The sequence below is a fragment of the Flavobacterium esculini genome (assembly GCF_048284325.1).
Lineage (GTDB): Bacteria > Bacteroidota > Bacteroidia > Flavobacteriales > Flavobacteriaceae > Flavobacterium.
In genome coordinates this window covers 1-15,842 of sequence record NZ_JBLVPI010000019.1, presented here as the reverse complement: position 1 = coordinate 15,842, position 15,842 = coordinate 1, and the positions used below count along the sequence as shown (strand labels likewise).

General features: G+C 35.6%; 11 protein-coding genes and 1 riboswitch. Of the genes, 10 read left to right on the top strand and 1 reads right to left on the bottom strand.

The genetic code is table 11. The features are described from left to right. Positions 1–85: 85 nt before the first annotated feature. The 4 genes from ACNQGG_RS15095 (at position 86) to metF (ending at position 6,863) form a co-directional block, all read left to right on the top strand. The gene (locus ACNQGG_RS15095; protein ID WP_417965324.1) at positions 86–1,138 is read left to right on the top strand and encodes an NAD(P)/FAD-dependent oxidoreductase; all 1,053 of its coding nucleotides are present in this window, start codon (positions 86–88) and stop codon (positions 1,136–1,138) included. An 80-nt stretch (positions 1,139–1,218) separates the two neighbouring features. After that, a riboswitch (SAM riboswitch) is annotated at positions 1,219–1,336 on the top strand. A gap of 277 nt (positions 1,337–1,613) precedes the next feature. After that, entirely contained in the window at positions 1,614–2,615 is a 1,002-nt protein-coding gene (locus ACNQGG_RS15090; RefSeq protein ID WP_416855445.1) for a homocysteine S-methyltransferase family protein, read from the top strand. Between the two features lie 513 nt (positions 2,616–3,128). Continuing rightward, positions 3,129–5,810: a methionine synthase gene (gene metH, locus ACNQGG_RS15085; protein ID WP_417965322.1), complete on the top strand. Its 2,682-nt coding sequence runs from the start codon at positions 3,129–3,131 to the stop codon at positions 5,808–5,810. Positions 5,811–5,906: 96 nt separating this feature from the next. Beyond that, complete coding sequence (gene metF / locus ACNQGG_RS15080; RefSeq protein WP_416848935.1) at positions 5,907–6,863, top strand: methylenetetrahydrofolate reductase [NAD(P)H]; 957 nt, start codon at positions 5,907–5,909, stop codon at positions 6,861–6,863. Between the two features lie 85 nt (positions 6,864–6,948). On the opposite strand, the gene gldA is transcribed toward metF, so the two are convergent. Next, the gene (gldA, locus tag ACNQGG_RS15075) at positions 6,949–7,845 is read right to left on the bottom strand and encodes a gliding motility-associated ABC transporter ATP-binding subunit GldA (protein WP_417965319.1); all 897 of its coding nucleotides are present in this window, start codon (positions 7,843–7,845) and stop codon (positions 6,949–6,951) included. A 147-nt stretch (positions 7,846–7,992) separates the two neighbouring features. Between gldA and ACNQGG_RS15070 the strand changes: the two genes are divergently transcribed. The 6 genes from ACNQGG_RS15070 to ACNQGG_RS15045 all read left to right on the top strand — a co-directional run bounded on the left by ACNQGG_RS15070 (position 7,993) and on the right by ACNQGG_RS15045 (position 15,705). Continuing rightward, entirely contained in the window at positions 7,993–9,246 is a 1,254-nt protein-coding gene (locus tag ACNQGG_RS15070; RefSeq protein ID WP_417965317.1) for a dicarboxylate/amino acid:cation symporter, read from the top strand. Between the two features lie 439 nt (positions 9,247–9,685). After that, entirely contained in the window at positions 9,686–10,513 is an 828-nt protein-coding gene (locus ACNQGG_RS15065; protein WP_416848938.1) for a prephenate dehydratase, read from the top strand. Next, positions 10,510–11,658, top strand: a complete 1,149-nt coding sequence (locus tag ACNQGG_RS15060; protein WP_417965315.1) for an aminotransferase class I/II-fold pyridoxal phosphate-dependent enzyme — start codon at positions 10,510–10,512, stop codon at positions 11,656–11,658. Before ACNQGG_RS15065 ends, ACNQGG_RS15060 begins: the two co-directional genes overlap by 4 nt. A 209-nt stretch (positions 11,659–11,867) precedes the next feature. Continuing rightward, a complete protein-coding gene (locus ACNQGG_RS15055; RefSeq protein ID WP_417965313.1) occupies positions 11,868–12,725 on the top strand; it encodes a prephenate dehydrogenase in 858 nt (285 codons plus the stop codon). Between the two features lie 146 nt (positions 12,726–12,871). Next, positions 12,872–13,954 carry a chorismate mutase gene (locus ACNQGG_RS15050; protein WP_379857184.1) on the top strand — a complete coding sequence of 361 codons (1,083 nt, stop codon included), beginning with the start codon at positions 12,872–12,874 and terminating at the stop codon, positions 13,952–13,954. A 98-nt stretch (positions 13,955–14,052) separates the two neighbouring features. Further along, complete coding sequence (locus tag ACNQGG_RS15045) at positions 14,053–15,705, top strand: hypothetical protein (RefSeq protein ID WP_417965310.1); 1,653 nt, start codon at positions 14,053–14,055, stop codon at positions 15,703–15,705. The last annotated feature ends 137 nt before the right edge of the window (positions 15,706–15,842 follow it).

Below are 15,842 nucleotides of genomic sequence, written 5' to 3'. Positions count from 1 at the left end.
ATATTTATCATTTAAAACAGTAAAAATCAATCGTTAATTTGCAGTAAAATAGTTTAGCATAATTACACACATAAAGAATAAAAAAATGGTTAAAACAGACATATTAATTATAGGAGCCGGACCAACAGGTTTATTTGCAGTTTTTGAAGCAGGATTGTTAAAGCTAAAATGTCATATTTTAGACGCACTGCCACAAGCGGGCGGACAACTTTCAGAATTGTATCCAAAAAAACCTATTTATGATATTCCAGGTTTTCCTGAAGTATTAGCGGGTGATTTAGTTGATAATTTGATGGAACAAATCAAACAATTCGAACCAGGTTTTACGTTGGGCGAACGTGCAGAAACTATAGAAAAGCAAGAAGACGGAAGTTTTATTGTAACCTCAAATAAAGGAAAGAAATTTCATGCTTCGGTTGTGGCTATTGCTGGTGGATTAGGAAGTTTTGAACCAAGAAAACCACTTATCGAAGACATTGAATTTTACGAAGATAAAGGGATAAAATATTTCATCAAAAACCCAGAGAAATTCAGAGACAAAAGAGTTGTAATTGCCGGTGGTGGTGATTCTGCTTTGGACTGGAGTATTTTCTTGTCTAAAATTGCTTCAGAGGTGACTTTGATTCACCGTAGAAATGAATTTAGAGGAGCTTTAGATTCTGTTGAAAAAGTACAAGAATTGAAAGATTTAGGGAAAATAAGAATGATCACGCCAGCAGAAGTAATTGGTTTGAACGGAGCCGAACATTTAGAATCAATTGATATTGAAGAAAATGGAGCGCATAGAAACATTCCTACGGATTATTTCATTCCTCTTTTTGGATTAACGCCAAAATTAGGTCCTATCGGAGACTGGGGATTAGATATTGAAAAAAATGCCATTAAAGTAAATAATGCATTGGATTACCAAACGAATATCCCTGGAATTTTTGCCATTGGGGACGTAAACACGTATCCAGGAAAATTAAAATTGATTCTTTGTGGATTTCACGAAGCAACTTTAATGTGTCAGGCAGCCTACCAAATCATCAATCCAGGTAAGAAATATGTATTGAAATACACTACCGTTTCTGGTGTTGACGGATTTGATGGAACCCGTAAAGAGGCTCCAAAAGCTGTGGTAAAAGCCATAGTATAAAACTAGTAAAAAAATATAGCGTTAATACTTGCAAGTATTAACGCTATGTCTTTACTTTGCAGTGTTCCTATTTTTATTGAAAGTTATCACGAAAGGCGGAGGGAAAGACCCGATGAAACCTTAGCAACCCTTTATCTTTAAAGAAGGTGCTACATTCTACTTTATACTGGATTATTCAGCATTTAAGATAGATAACACAAGAATGCTTCCACAGTATTTCTCAAACCTTTTCTTGACAAACATATCGATTTTACTTGCTGAATTTATTTCAGTATCAGGAGCGAATCATTGGCGCAATTTTTGCCGTCATTGTTCCCGCTTTACGTTACAATCTTTCTAGTCCTGAACTTGTTTCAGGATCCTGAAACAAGTTCAGGACTAGAAAGGATTTACACTGCAATCGGGGCTAAAGAGTAAAAATTTGTGTTTTTTTGGTTTTATTTCAGCCATCAAAACACAGCAATAAAAAAATAAAATGTCAAGTATTCAAGAAGCCATTAAAAAAAACATACTCATACTCGATGGAGCTATGGGAACGATGTTACAACGTTACAATTTTTCGGAAGAAGATTTTCGTGGAGAACGTTTCAAAGATTTTCCACATTCTTTAAAAGGGAACAACGATTTATTGTCCATCACGCAGCCGCAAGCTATTCGTGCTGTTCACGCAGCCTATTATGAAGCGGGAGCCGATATCGTGGAAACCAATACGTTTTCAAGTACCACCATCGGAATGGCAGATTATCATCTCGAAGATATTGTTTACGAATTAAACTATGAATCGGCACGAATTGCGCGTGAAGTAGCCGATGAATTTACAGCCAAAAATCCAGATAAACCTCGTTTTGTAGCCGGTTCAATAGGACCAACAAACAGAACGGCAAGCATGTCGCCAGATGTAAACGACCCAGGTTATAGAGCCGTAACTTTTGATGATTTGCGTATTGCCTACAAACAACAAGTGGAAGCCTTGATTGACGGAGGAAGTGATTTGCTTTTGGTGGAAACTATTTTCGATACGTTAAATGCTAAAGCCGCACTTTTCGCCATTGAAGAAGTCAAAGACGAACGCAATATCGACATTCCAATCATGGTTTCCGGAACAATTACCGATGCATCAGGAAGAACGCTTTCAGGTCAGACCGTGGAGGCTTTTTTGGTTTCAGTTTCGCACATTCCATTGTTGAGTGTAGGATTCAATTGCGCCTTGGGTGCCGATTTACTTAAACCGTATCTACAAACCTTGGCACATAATACTTCATTCAATGTATCGGCACATCCTAATGCAGGATTGCCAAATGCTTTTGGAGAGTACGATGAAACACCTGAACAAATGCAAGCCTTCATCAAAGAATATTTAGACGATAATTTAGTAAATATCATAGGCGGCTGTTGCGGAACAACCCCAGAACATATCAAGTTGATTGCTGATATCGCAAAGGATTATAAGCCTAGAGTATCAACAGCAACAATGTAAAACGTAGAGACGCGATTTATCGCGTCTAACTAAACCCCTGCTAGCGCGAGCATCCCGCTCGTGCCCACAAACAAAGGCAGGTCAAGAATATTTTGAACAATAGAATTATAATTTAGAATAGGCACGAGCGGGATGCTCGCCCTAGCGAAGTACGAGTTCGGTACGAACGATATATTTTGTAGCAACGGAATTTATTCCGTTGTATATATGTGGTAATGATAACGGAATTTGTTCCCGTTGAATGAAAAGGAAATAGGATTACGAGGATATTCTGTTGATGATAGATGATGTTAGTGTCAAATATCCGCGTGAGGGATAGCAGTGAAAAGCCCACAGACAAATGAAGCGAAAGCGAAATTAGTCGAGGACTTGTAACGGATAGCCCGACCCTTGGGTCACGCCCAAAATAAAAAGAAACAAAACGAACTACACGTTTTTAAAAAAGGTAGAAATAAATAAAAAAAGCTAGACTTACACGGTTTTTGAAACGGTGCAAGGATTAAATAAAACAAAATGGCACACGCAGAAAAGAGAAGAAACCTTGTATTGTCGGGATTAGAACCTTTAATTATTACACCACAAAGCGTTTTTGTAAATATTGGTGAACGAACCAATGTTACAGGTTCTAGAAAATTCCTTCGATTAATTAAGGAAGAGAAATACGAAGAAGCACTCAGTATTGCTAAAGAACAAGTGGAAGGTGGCGCGCAAATCATCGATATTAATATGGATGAAGGAATGCTTGATGGTGAATATGCCATGACAAAATTCCTAAATTTAATCGCAGCCGAACCTGATATTTCTAGAGTTCCAATCATGATTGATAGCTCGAAATGGGATATTATCGAGGCGGGTCTGAAAGTAGTTCAAGGTAAAAGTGTCGTGAATTCTATTTCTTTGAAGGAAGGCGAAGAACAATTTATTCATCACGCCAAATTGATTAAGCGCTACGGCGCTGCAGCAATTATTATGGCTTTTGATGAAACTGGACAAGCTGATAATTACGAACGCCGGGTAGAAATTTGCCAACGTTCGTATGATATATTAGTGAATAAAGTTGGTTTTCCTCCGCAGGATATTATTTTCGATTTGAATATATTTCCAGTTGCGACAGGAATGGAAGAACACCGCCTGAATGCATTGGATTTCTTTAGAGGAACCAAATGGGTTCGAGAAAATTTGCCACACGCACACATTAGTGGTGGTGTGAGTAATGTTTCGTTTTCGTTTAGAGGAAATGATACGGTTCGGGAAGCGATGCACTCGGTATTTTTATATCATGCGATTCAGCATGGTATGACGATGGGAATTGTAAACCCAGAGATGCTTTCCATTTATGACGAAATTCCAAAGGATTTATTAGAACACGTTGAAGATGTAATTCTAAACCGTCGTGATGATGCGACCGAAAGATTATTGGATTTTGCAGAGAATGTAAAAGGAGATGTAAAGAGTAATGAAAAAGCGGTTCAAGAATGGCGTTCGGGAACCGTTCAAGAACGAATTACACACTCACTTGTAAAAGGGGTCGATGCCTTTATAGAACTAGATGTTGAAGAAGCTCGATTGGCAGCTACAAAACCTATTGAAGTTATCGAAATTAACTTGATGACGGGAATGAATGTTGTGGGTGATTTATTTGGTTCCGGTAAAATGTTTTTGCCACAAGTAGTAAAATCAGCACGAGTAATGAAAAAAGCCGTAGCCTATTTGTTGCCTTACATAGAAGCTAGCAAACAAGCGGGTGACAAGCAAGGAAATGGAAAAATCCTGATGGCAACCGTAAAAGGCGATGTACATGATATTGGTAAAAATATTGTTTCGGTTGTATTGGCTTGTAACAATTATGAGATTGTAGATTTGGGCGTAATGGTACCACCTGAAAAAATTATTGCAGCTGCCATTGAGCACAACGTAGATATTATTGGATTAAGCGGATTAATCACGCCGTCACTGGACGAAATGGTATATCTGGCCAAAGAATTAGATAAAAGAGGGATGAAAATCCCGGTAATGATTGGTGGAGCAACGACTTCCAGAGCCCATACAGCCGTGAAAATTGCACCTCAATATAGAGAAACGGTAATTCACGTAAACGATGCTTCGAGAGCGGTGACAGTGGCGGGGAGTTTATTGAATAAGGATAGAAAGATATACGCAAGCGACATTAGAGCCGAATATGATGCGTTTAGAGAAACATTTTTAAATCGTTCGCGTGATAAAAATTTCCTAACCATTGAGCAAGCACGTAAAAATAAATTGCAGTTGGATTGGGAGAATTTTACTCCTGTAAAACCAAATGTAATTGGAGAGCAAACTATCGAAGTCGATTTAGATGTTTTGGTTCCGTATATTGACTGGACTCCATTTTTTAGAACATGGGAATTGTTCGGAAAATATCCGGCGATTTTAACGGACGAGGTAGTAGGAGAACAAGCAACGTCTGTTTTTGCAGATGCACAAGAAATGTTGGAAGTCATTTTGAGAGAAAAGAAACTAACCGCTAAAGGAATTTACGGAATTTTCCCTGCCAATCAAGTGAACGATGATGATATTGAATTGAGTGATGAAAACGGAAAACCGTTGCAGACATTCTTGACTTTACGTCAGCAATCACAAAAAACAAAAGGAGCTCCAAATATCGCCTTATCTGATTTTATTGCTCCGAAAGACAGCGGTAAAACGGATTATATGGGAGCATTTTGTGTAACCACCGGTTTTGGTGTCGATGAATGGGCGGCTGAATTCGAAAGAGATTTAGACGATTACAATTCAATTATGGTGAAAGCATTGGCGGATCGTTTTGCAGAAGCTTTCGCCGAATATTTGCACGAAAAAATCCGGAAAGAAATTTGGGGTTATTCATCCGATGAAGCTTTGAGTACAGAGGCAATGATTGCCGAAGATTATAAAGGAATTCGTCCGGCACCGGGGTATCCAGCTTGTCCTGACCATTTAGAAAAACCTACGATTTGGAAATTACTAAATGTAGAAAAAGAAATAGGAGTGACTTTAACTGAAAGTATGGCGATGTGGCCGGCTTCATCGGTTTCAGGATACTATTTTGGAAACCCGGAAAGTAAGTACTTCGGACTTGGAAAAATAAAAGACGACCAAGTTATTGATTATGCCAAACGTAGAAGCGTTTCGACAGAAGTAGCCATGAAGTGGTTGAATCCAAATATAGCAGATTAGAAAATAGTTTAAAGTTGAAATTTTGTTTAAAGTTTAAAGTTTAAAGTTGTTCGAGAGAACCTTAAACCTTAAACCTTAAACTTCAAACTAAAAAAAATGAAAGTAACACAACATATAGAAGACGCAAAAGGTAGCACCTTATTCTCGTTTGAGATTATTCCGCCTCAAAAAGGCAAAAGCATTCAGGAATTATACGATAATATTGATCCGTTGATGGAGTTCAAACCGCCTTTTATAGACGTAACCACTTCTCGCGAAGAGTATATTTACATAGATAAAGGCAACGGTTTATTAGACAAAAAGCTAACCAGAATGCGACCTGGAACTCTTGGTATTTGTGCTTCCATAAAACACAAATATACTGTAGATACTGTTCCTCACTTACTTTGCGGTGGCTTTACCAAAGAAGAAACCGAGTATATGTTAGTGGATTGTCATTATCTGGGAATTGATAATGTGATGGCATTGCGTGGTGATGCGATGAAACACGAGCAGTCTTTTGTTCCGAAAGAAGGAGGGAATAATTTCGCCGTAGATTTGGTCAAACAAATCAACGAATTGAATTGCGGAAAGTACTTGCATGATGTGATGGATATTGACAACAAAGCTAATTTTTGTATCGGAGTGGCAGGTTATCCTGAAAAACATTTGGAATCTCCTTCCTTAATTTCAGATTTAAAAAGACTGAAAGAAAAGGTAGAAGCAGGGGCTGATTATGTAGTAACCCAAATGTTTTTTGACAATGCAAAATATTTTGAATTTGTTGCCAAAGCCAGAGAAATGGGAATTACTGTTCCTATTATTCCGGGTATCAAACCTATTGCTGTGGAAAGACACTTACAAGTATTGCCACAAATTTTTAGAATCGACTTACCGGAAGATTTGATTCATGCGGTTGATCAATGTAAAAATAATGCTGACATCAGACAAGTAGGAATCGAATGGGCGATTCAACAATCATTAGAATTGAAAGCGGCCGGAGTTCCGGTGTTGCATTATTATTCTATGGGGAAATCAGAAAATATCCGACAAATAGCGAGTAAGGTTTTTTAATTTCCAATCATATTTCATAAAAAAAGCTCGTTTAAAATTGGTTTAAGCGAGCTTTTTTTATCTACAAAAACTAAAAACTGACCACTTATTTCGTAATCTCCCTAAAAACGGCTTCTAGATTTTTATTTTTTTGGTTGAGTTGCAAGGTTTTCAAGCCATTTGCATTCGCAAAATCAAAAACGGCCGGGCGCATGTCTTTATCGGTTGTAAAGGTTAATTCCCAGATCATGTCGTGGGTATTTTTATAGGAAGTAAGGTTTTCGATTTTAGCAATGGCTTGTTCTTCTATTTTATAATCAAATTCCACTTCAATCACTTGTTCCTTATCTTCAGAAATTAAGTTGTCCAGTTTTTTATCGGCAACGATTTTGCCATTATTGATAATGATCACGCGGTCGCAAATGGCTTCTACTTCTTGCATAATGTGCGTAGATAGAAAAACGGTTTTGTCTTTTCCTACGTTTTTAATAACGTTACGTATTTCGATTAATTGGTTTGGGTCTAAACCCGTTGTTGGTTCATCCAAAATCAAAACATCGGGATTGTGCAATAAAGCATTGGCAAGGCCTACACGTTGGCGGTATCCTTTAGATAATTGACCTATCTTTTTATGACTTTCAGAACTTAAACCGGTCAGTTGAATTACTTCTTCGATTCGAGATTTAGCCACTTTATAAACATCGGCATTAAAAGCCAAATATTCCCTCACATACAAATCCAAATACAATGGATTATGTTCCGGTAAATAGCCAATAGAAAGTTGCACTGCTTTTTGTTGGGCGTTTACATCATGCCCATTTACTAATGCTGAGCCGTCATCGGCATTGATGTACGTTGTCAATATTTTCATCAAGGTCGATTTTCCGGCTCCATTTGGACCTAAAAAACCAACGATTTCTCCTTTATTTACAGAAAATGAAATGTTATCCAGCGCTTTTTGTGCACCATAACTTTTAGATATATTAGTTACTTCTATCGACATGGAATTTTATTTGTTGCAAAAGTAAACAGAATAATCATTGATTTATTGTTTTTTGTAGCTCAATAAGTGAAAAGACCTTTATCAAAGTTTACTAAGCAGGACGATATTCTCTTTTAGATTTATATATTTACCATATACTATATAGATATGAATTTAAAAAATACACAATCAGGCAGTTTTTTGAAAAACTACAAAAGTATTTTATTGCTACTTGGAGGAATTCTGGTAGGGAGTATATTGGGTTTAGTTTTTGGAAAAGGGGTAGAAGCTATTAAACCTTTGGGCGATATATTTCTGAATTTATTGTTTACTGCAATCATTCCATTGATTTTTTTTACGATTGCATCCTCGATAGCCAGTTTAGAAAAGTCAGAGAAACTAGGAAAATTATTTGTAATTGTAATTGGGGTGTTTTTAAGCACCGTATTGATATCAGCTATTTTGATGATTTTTGGTGTATTGCTGTTTCCAATTCAGCAAGATATTATTATTTCAAAAATTCCATTAGAATCTATTCAAGCAAGTTCTGCAGGTTCTCAAATTACGCAATTGCTTACCGCTAATGATTTCTTCGAATTGTTATCTCGTAAGAATATGTTAGCACTTATTATATTTTCTTTTTTAATAGGATTTGCCAGTTTACATTCAGGTGAAAAAGGGAAAGATTTTTGTCGGTTCTTGAATTCAGGTAACGAAGTGATGAAACAATTGTTACATATGATTATGAAAACGGCCCCAATAGGTTTGGGTGCTTATTTTGCGTATCAAGTTGGGATTTTTGGACCACAATTATTTGGTGCATATGCAAAACCTTTAGGTCTTTATTATGCAGTTTGTGCTTTTTACTTTGTCGTATTTTTTAGTTTGTATGCTTTTATTGCTGGAGGAAGAAAAGGATTGAATGTGTTTTGGAAAAATAACATCACTCCATCATTAACTGCATTAGGAACTTGCAGCAGTATTGCGACAATTCCTGCCAATCTGGAGGGAGCGGAACGCATGAATATTCCTAGTCATATAAGAAATGTAGTCATTCCATTGGGCGCGCCTTTGCATAAAGATGGTTCGAGTATGTCATCTATTATAAAAATCGCTGTTGTTTTTGCCATGTTTGGTAAAGATTTTACGGATCCATATACCTTGCTTACCGCTATTGGGATTACGGTAATTGTTTCAGTTGTCGAAGGCGGAATTCCGAATGGTGGTTATATAGGAGAAATTCTGGCGATAACCGTTTATGGATTTCCAATGGAGCAGGCTCTACCGGCGGCGATGATTGTGGGGACCTTGGTAGATCCTATGGCAACTTTATTGAATGCTAATGGCGATTTAGTTTCGGCGATGTTAATAACCCGAATTGCGGAGGGGAAAAAATGGCTTTCGGTAAATTTAGCTGCATAAATTGTTTTTTGCATTGGTATTGCGTACGGCTGCATTTTGAAATCGGTAATAATTAATAGTTTGAGAGTGTGTTTTTTATGTATTTTGTAATATAAAGCAGGTTTAACAAAGAATTCTTTTTTTGTTACATAAAATTAAATATTTTTTTTGGTTGACTTGAAATAAGTCATACATTTGCATAGAAATTATTAAAAAACAGAGAATACAATGTCTAATAACCGTTTTTACTTTAGCAACACTTATTATTTCTTCTTTAGGAAGTAAGGGATTGTGCTATGGTTATTTGAAAAACAACAAACAAATAAAACTAATATACAATCCTGATGAAAATCAGGATTTTTTTTTGAGTATATATGAAATAAGCATGATGTGAAATTGATGGAACACAAACCATGATTTTTGTAAATTTCATTTCAAATAAAATAAATAATAACTTAGAATGAGAACTAAGATTGCAATACAAGGTATAAAAGGCTCTTTCCATCATCAGGTGGCACAAGATTATTACTATCAGAATGTTGAAGTAGATGAGTGTTTGTCTTTTGAAGAATTGGTGGATAGTTTATTGTCTGGGAAATCAGACCAGGCAGTTATGGCTATAGAGAATTCTATTGCGGGACCAATTATTCCGAATTATGCCTTGATTGACAAAAATAATTTGCACATCATAGGAGAGCATTATTTGGATATTCATCAAAATTTAATGGCGTTGAAAGGTCAAAAAATTGAAGATATTCAGGAAGTACATTCTCATCCAATGGCATTGTTACAGTGTATGGAATTTTTGAAAAAATATCCAAACATAAAATTAGTTGAAGATAAAGATACGGCTGAAACGGCCAGAAGAATACACCAAAATCAGTTGAAAGGGATTGCGGCAATTGCGAGTAAAACAGCTTCTGAAATGTATGAATTAGAAATTTTGGCTCCAGAAATTCAGACTATAAATAATAACATGACGCGATTTGTTATTATTAAAAAGGAGAATTCATTTGTTGAAGAAAACGAAATAAACAGAGCTTCTATCAAATTTGAATTGGATCACAAACGCGGGAGTTTAGCAGCGGTTTTGAATGTAATGAGTGATTGTAAATTGAATTTAACTAAAATACAATCGTTACCAAAAATTGAAACTCCTTGGAAATATTCCTTTTTTGTGGATGTTACTTTCGAAAAATACGAAGATTATGCTAAGGCAAAAGCGTTATTGACCATTATGGCAGAATACTTTAAAGTTTTAGGCGAATATAAAAATACAAAACCATGATTACTACAGCAAAACGTCTGGATATAATTGAAGAATATTATTTCTCCTCAAAATTGAGAGAAGTAAGGCAACTGGCATCCGAAGGGAAACCGATAATCAATATGGGAATTGGAAGTCCAGATTTACAGCCTTCGCAAGCAGTTGTTGATGCGGTAGTTTTGGCAATGCAAGAAGAAAGTGCCCATCAATACCAAAGTTATCAAGGGTTGCCGGAACTGAGAAATGGAATGGCTGATTTTTATCAGAACAACTTTCAGGTAGCGTTGAATCCGAATACGGAAATTTTGCCTTTGATGGGTTCGAAAGAAGGGATTATGCATATTTCACTGGCTTTCTTGAATGAAGGAGATCAGGTGCTGATTCCAAATCCTGGATATCCAACGTATACTTCGGTGACGAATTTAGTAGGGGCTATACCCGCTTATTATGACTTAAAAGAAGTAAATAACTGGGAGCCTGATTTTGAAGCTTTGGAAAAATTGGATTTATCGAAAGTGAAAATCATGTGGATTGGTTATCCGCACATGCCAACAGGAGCAAGAGGAAGTTTACAGTTGTTTGAAAAATTGGTGGCTTTCGCCAAAAAACATCAGATATTATTAGTCAACGACAATCCGTATAGTTTTGTTTTGAATGACAATCCAATGAGTTTGTTGCAAGTAGAAGGCGCAAAAGACGTGGCATTAGAATTGAATTCTTTGAGTAAGACTTTCAATATGGCGGGCTGGAGAGTTGGAATGGTTTTAGGAAATGCAGCTTGTATTGATGCCGTACTAAAAGTAAAAAGCAACATGGATAGCGGTATGTTTTACGGGATTCAAAAAGGAGCTATTGAAGCTTTGAAAAGTGACAAGACTTGGTTTGAATCGATGAATGCGATTTATAGAAAACGCAGAATTCTTACCGAACAACTGGCTGAGAAATTAGGATGTAAAGTATACAAAGAAGGAGTTGGATTATTTGTTTGGGCAAAATTGCCTGACGGAATTACATCGGCAGAGAAATTTATTGATGAAATTTTATATGACAAATCTATTTTCATTACTCCGGGAACAATTTTTGGTTCTAATGGAGAAGGATACATCCGATTTGCCCTTTGTGTAAAAGAAGAAAAAGTACAAGAAGCGATTGACAGATTTGCGTAACGTAGAGAGGCGATTTATCGCGTCTAACTATAGGTTTTGAAAAAATAGATACGTTTAAAGAAAATCAAAAAGTTCTAAAAAACGAGATGCCTTAGCCCTGATAGCAGTGGAAATCCTTTCTAGTCCTGAACTTGTTTCAGGATCCTGAAACAAGTTCAGGACTAGAAAGATTGAAACGAATAGCAGGATTAGCTACAAAAAAATAAGAAATGAAAGTATACGTAATAGGAATAGGATTGATTGGTGGTTCGATGGTGTTGGACATCAAGACTTTGCATCCGGAAGCCAAAATTTATGGGATTGATAATAACGAAAGTCATTTGGCGGAAGCCATTGCTTTAGGAGTTGTTGATGCTGGTGCGACTTTTGATGAGTTAAAAGATGCAGATTTTGTAATCGTTTCTGTTCCGGTTGATGTTGCATTGACTGTTTTGCCAAAAGTGTTGGATGTTATTGGTGATGCTACGATTGTCTTTGAAGTGGGTTCGACAAAAACACCTATTTGCGAAGCGGTTGCAAATCATCCTAAGAGAAGAAATTTTATAGCAACACATCCTATTGCAGGAACGGAGTTTTCAGGACCTTCGGCAGCGATAAAAGGATTGTTTCAAGGGAAAACGAATATTATTTGTGAGGTGGAGAAAACGACTTTCAAATTACAGGAAAAAGCATTGCAACTTTTTACTGCTATGGGAATGAGAATTCGTTATATGGATCCGAAATCGCATGACAAACACATTGCTTATGTGTCGCATTTATCGCATATCAGTGCATTTATGCTAGGGAAAACGGTAATCAATAAGGAGAAAGACGAACAAGATATTTTTGATATGGCCGGTTCTGGTTTTGAAAGCACCGTTCGTTTGGCCAAAAGTTCACCAGCAATGTGGACGCCTATTTTTAAACAAAACAGGAAGCAAGTAGTAAAAACATTGGACGAATACATTTCTAATTTATCAAAGTTTAAGGAATTATTAGAAAAAGAAGATTACGATGCGATTTACAATGAAATGCAAAGTGTGAATAAAATAAAAGAAATATTAAACGGAATAAATGTAAAAAAGTAATCAGCATTTATCCTGAAACTTAGGGAGCAGGTTACAGTTAAAGAGAACAACACAGAATAAAATAATTAATAAACATTAACAACAATCATCCATTTACGGCTCCCTCTCCTTAGGGGAGGGCTGGGGTGGGGAAAAAATTAGAAAAGATGGAAAACAAGAAAGAAATGAGAAATTGGTTGAATGAATTCAATTTGACTCATCCATTTGTGATCGCAGGACCTTGTAGTGCTGAAACAGAAGAACAAGTATTGAAAATTGCACATGAATTGAAAGATTCAGATGTGAGTGTTTTTAGAGCAGGAATTTGGAAACCAAGAACGCGTCCGGGAGGATTTGAAGGTGTAGGGGAAATAGGATTGAAATGGTTGCAAAAAGCAAAAGCGGAAACGGGTTTACTTATGGGAACTGAAGTTGCAACTGCAGCGCATTGTAAATTGGCTTTGGAACATGATATTGATGTATTATGGGTTGGTGCTCGTACAACTGCAAATCCATTTGCGGTTCAAGAGATTGCTGATACATTGAAAGGTACTGATAAAATTGTATTGATTAAAAATCCTGTAAATCCAGATATGGCTTTATGGCTAGGTGGAGTAGAGCGTTTATATGCTGCCGGAATCAAGAATTTAGGAGTTATTCATAGAGGTTTTTCTACATACGAAAAAACAAAATACAGAAACATTCCAGAATGGCAGATTGCTATTGAATTGCAAAGCAAATTCCCTGATTTGCCATTAATCATTGATCCATCTCATATTACAGGAAACCGTGAGATGATTCTTGAAGTGACTCAAGAAGCATTGGACTTGAATTATGACGGTATGATTATCGAAACGCATACTGATCCAGACAATGCTTGGAGTGATGCTGCGCAACAAGTGACACCAGACGCTTTGAAACAAATTTTCAAAGATTTGAAAGTGAGAAAGCATGATGATGCATCGGATGAATTTACCAATAAAATGACAAAATTGAGAGCTAATATCGATGTTTTGGATGCTAATTTATTGGAATTGTTAGGAAAACGTATGAAAGTTGCTGACGAAATTGGTCAAGTGAAAAAAGACGCTAACGTTGCAGTATTGCAAAACAATCGTTGGAATGAAATCCAAGAGAAAATGATTTTGGAAGGTGGAAAAAAAGGATTGACAGAAGAATTTATAGTTAAATTATTCAAAAACATTCACCAAGAAAGTATTGGTCACCAAGAAAAAATATTAAACTCTTAATTGACTAAATAAAATAATTTTTTTATTAAAACCTACAATTTATTTGTAGGTTTTTTTGTAGTATTGTGTGAAATTTTAACAATCTAACTTTTAATTTTATGAAAAAACAATTACTACTTTTTTTTGCATTTTTTATGTTTTGCCTAACTGGCTATTCTCAATACAAAATTGAAAACATTGGGGTTTCTTATGGAGAGGAAATCACTGAGGAAAAGGGGAAGATTATTAAAATTATTGGTGAAGCCAATAACAAGATTTACGCTTTAGGTTTGAAAGGGAAAAAAGACTATTTCTTGAAAATTTTTTCATCAAAGGAAATGAAGTTGTTATCTAATAAGCCAATAGTTTTACCTGAAATAGATGATAAAGAAATAGGTTTTGAGGAAATAACAATTTTAAATAATAGGGTATATGTTATTGGAAGTGTTTATCAACGAAAAGAAAAAATTTTCAATCTGGTCGGAATTGAGTTTTCTGAAGATGGTGTTTTGAGTAGTAAAATGGTAACTATGTTTGAATCTCAGGTGGCAAAAAGTTCAGACAGAGGTGGTTTCTATTTTAAACAATCTCCAGATGAAAATAAATTATTGGTTATGCATACTGCATTATTCGAAAAGGAGGATGCGATGAAATATGAAATTAAATTGTTTGACGATTCTTTAAATGTAAATTTTGCTACAGAAAATAAAGTGTCTTATGATGATTCCAAAAAAGATTACCAGTTTACAATTTCTGATTTTGATGTAAATTTTAAAAATGATGTGTTTTTGATCGTTAATGAAGGATATAGAGACAACAAAAAGAAAGAAAAGATTGAAAAATTTGAACTTCATATTTTTAAAAATCAAAATAAATATAAGAAAGAGGTTGTAAATATTGATGTAAAGGACAAGGAAATCATCAATTGTAAAATGTTGTCAACCAATAAAAACACATTGCAAATAGTTGGATTTTATTCCAGTGTTAGAGAGAATGGTAAAGCGAATAAAGAGTTGAAAGGGGTATATAATGCTACTATAAATTTGGCGACTAATGTAAATGATAATCTTAAATTCAATGAATTTGACTATGAAACCAAAGTTAAATTGCTTGGAGAGCGAAGAGCTAAAAAAGGGAAAGATGTTAAGCCTTTGTACGAGATTCATTCGATAATCGAAAAAAATGACGGTGGACTCATTGTTTTATCGGAATATAGAATGGTTATTGTGGGGCAAACGCAAGGTTTCGGTCCATTAGGCTTTACTCCAATTACTTATGTTACCAACGAAATGATTGTGACATGTCTAAAACCTGATGGATCTCTAGATTGGAGTAATGTGGTTGCAAAAGATCAGTCAGCAGCAGTTACAGTATTGTCTTTAGGCTTTTTTGGGACTGGTGGAAACGGGAATTTTAATGTAAGCGCGGGTGTTTCTATTCCATTAACTGTTATGGGAAAAGGGCCTGAATATTTAAGTGGAATTCCAATTTATAAAGATGGGCAATTGAATATTATTTTTAACGATAATAAAAAAAATAAAGGAATTACTGATATCGAAGAAATCAAATCATTAGGAAATTATAATAACTCAGTACCAACACTTTTTGTTTTTGATGATAAAGGGCTAATAACAAGGAAGGATCCGGAAGAAGCCATAAAAAATGAATTGGTTATGAGGCCTGGAATTTTCTATCGGAAAAATGAAAAAGAATTTTTAATTTATGCTTCAAGAAAGTCTGAGGACAAATTAGGAAGAATGATTTTAAATTAAAGAAAAGCTGCCTGAAAATCAACTGCCCCCAAATAATTAGACATTATCTGGGGGTATTTTTATGGAAAGAAAAGTCAGTTACAATTATGAATTTAAACTTCGCTGTGTAAATGAAGTTTTAAAAAATCGTCAATCAC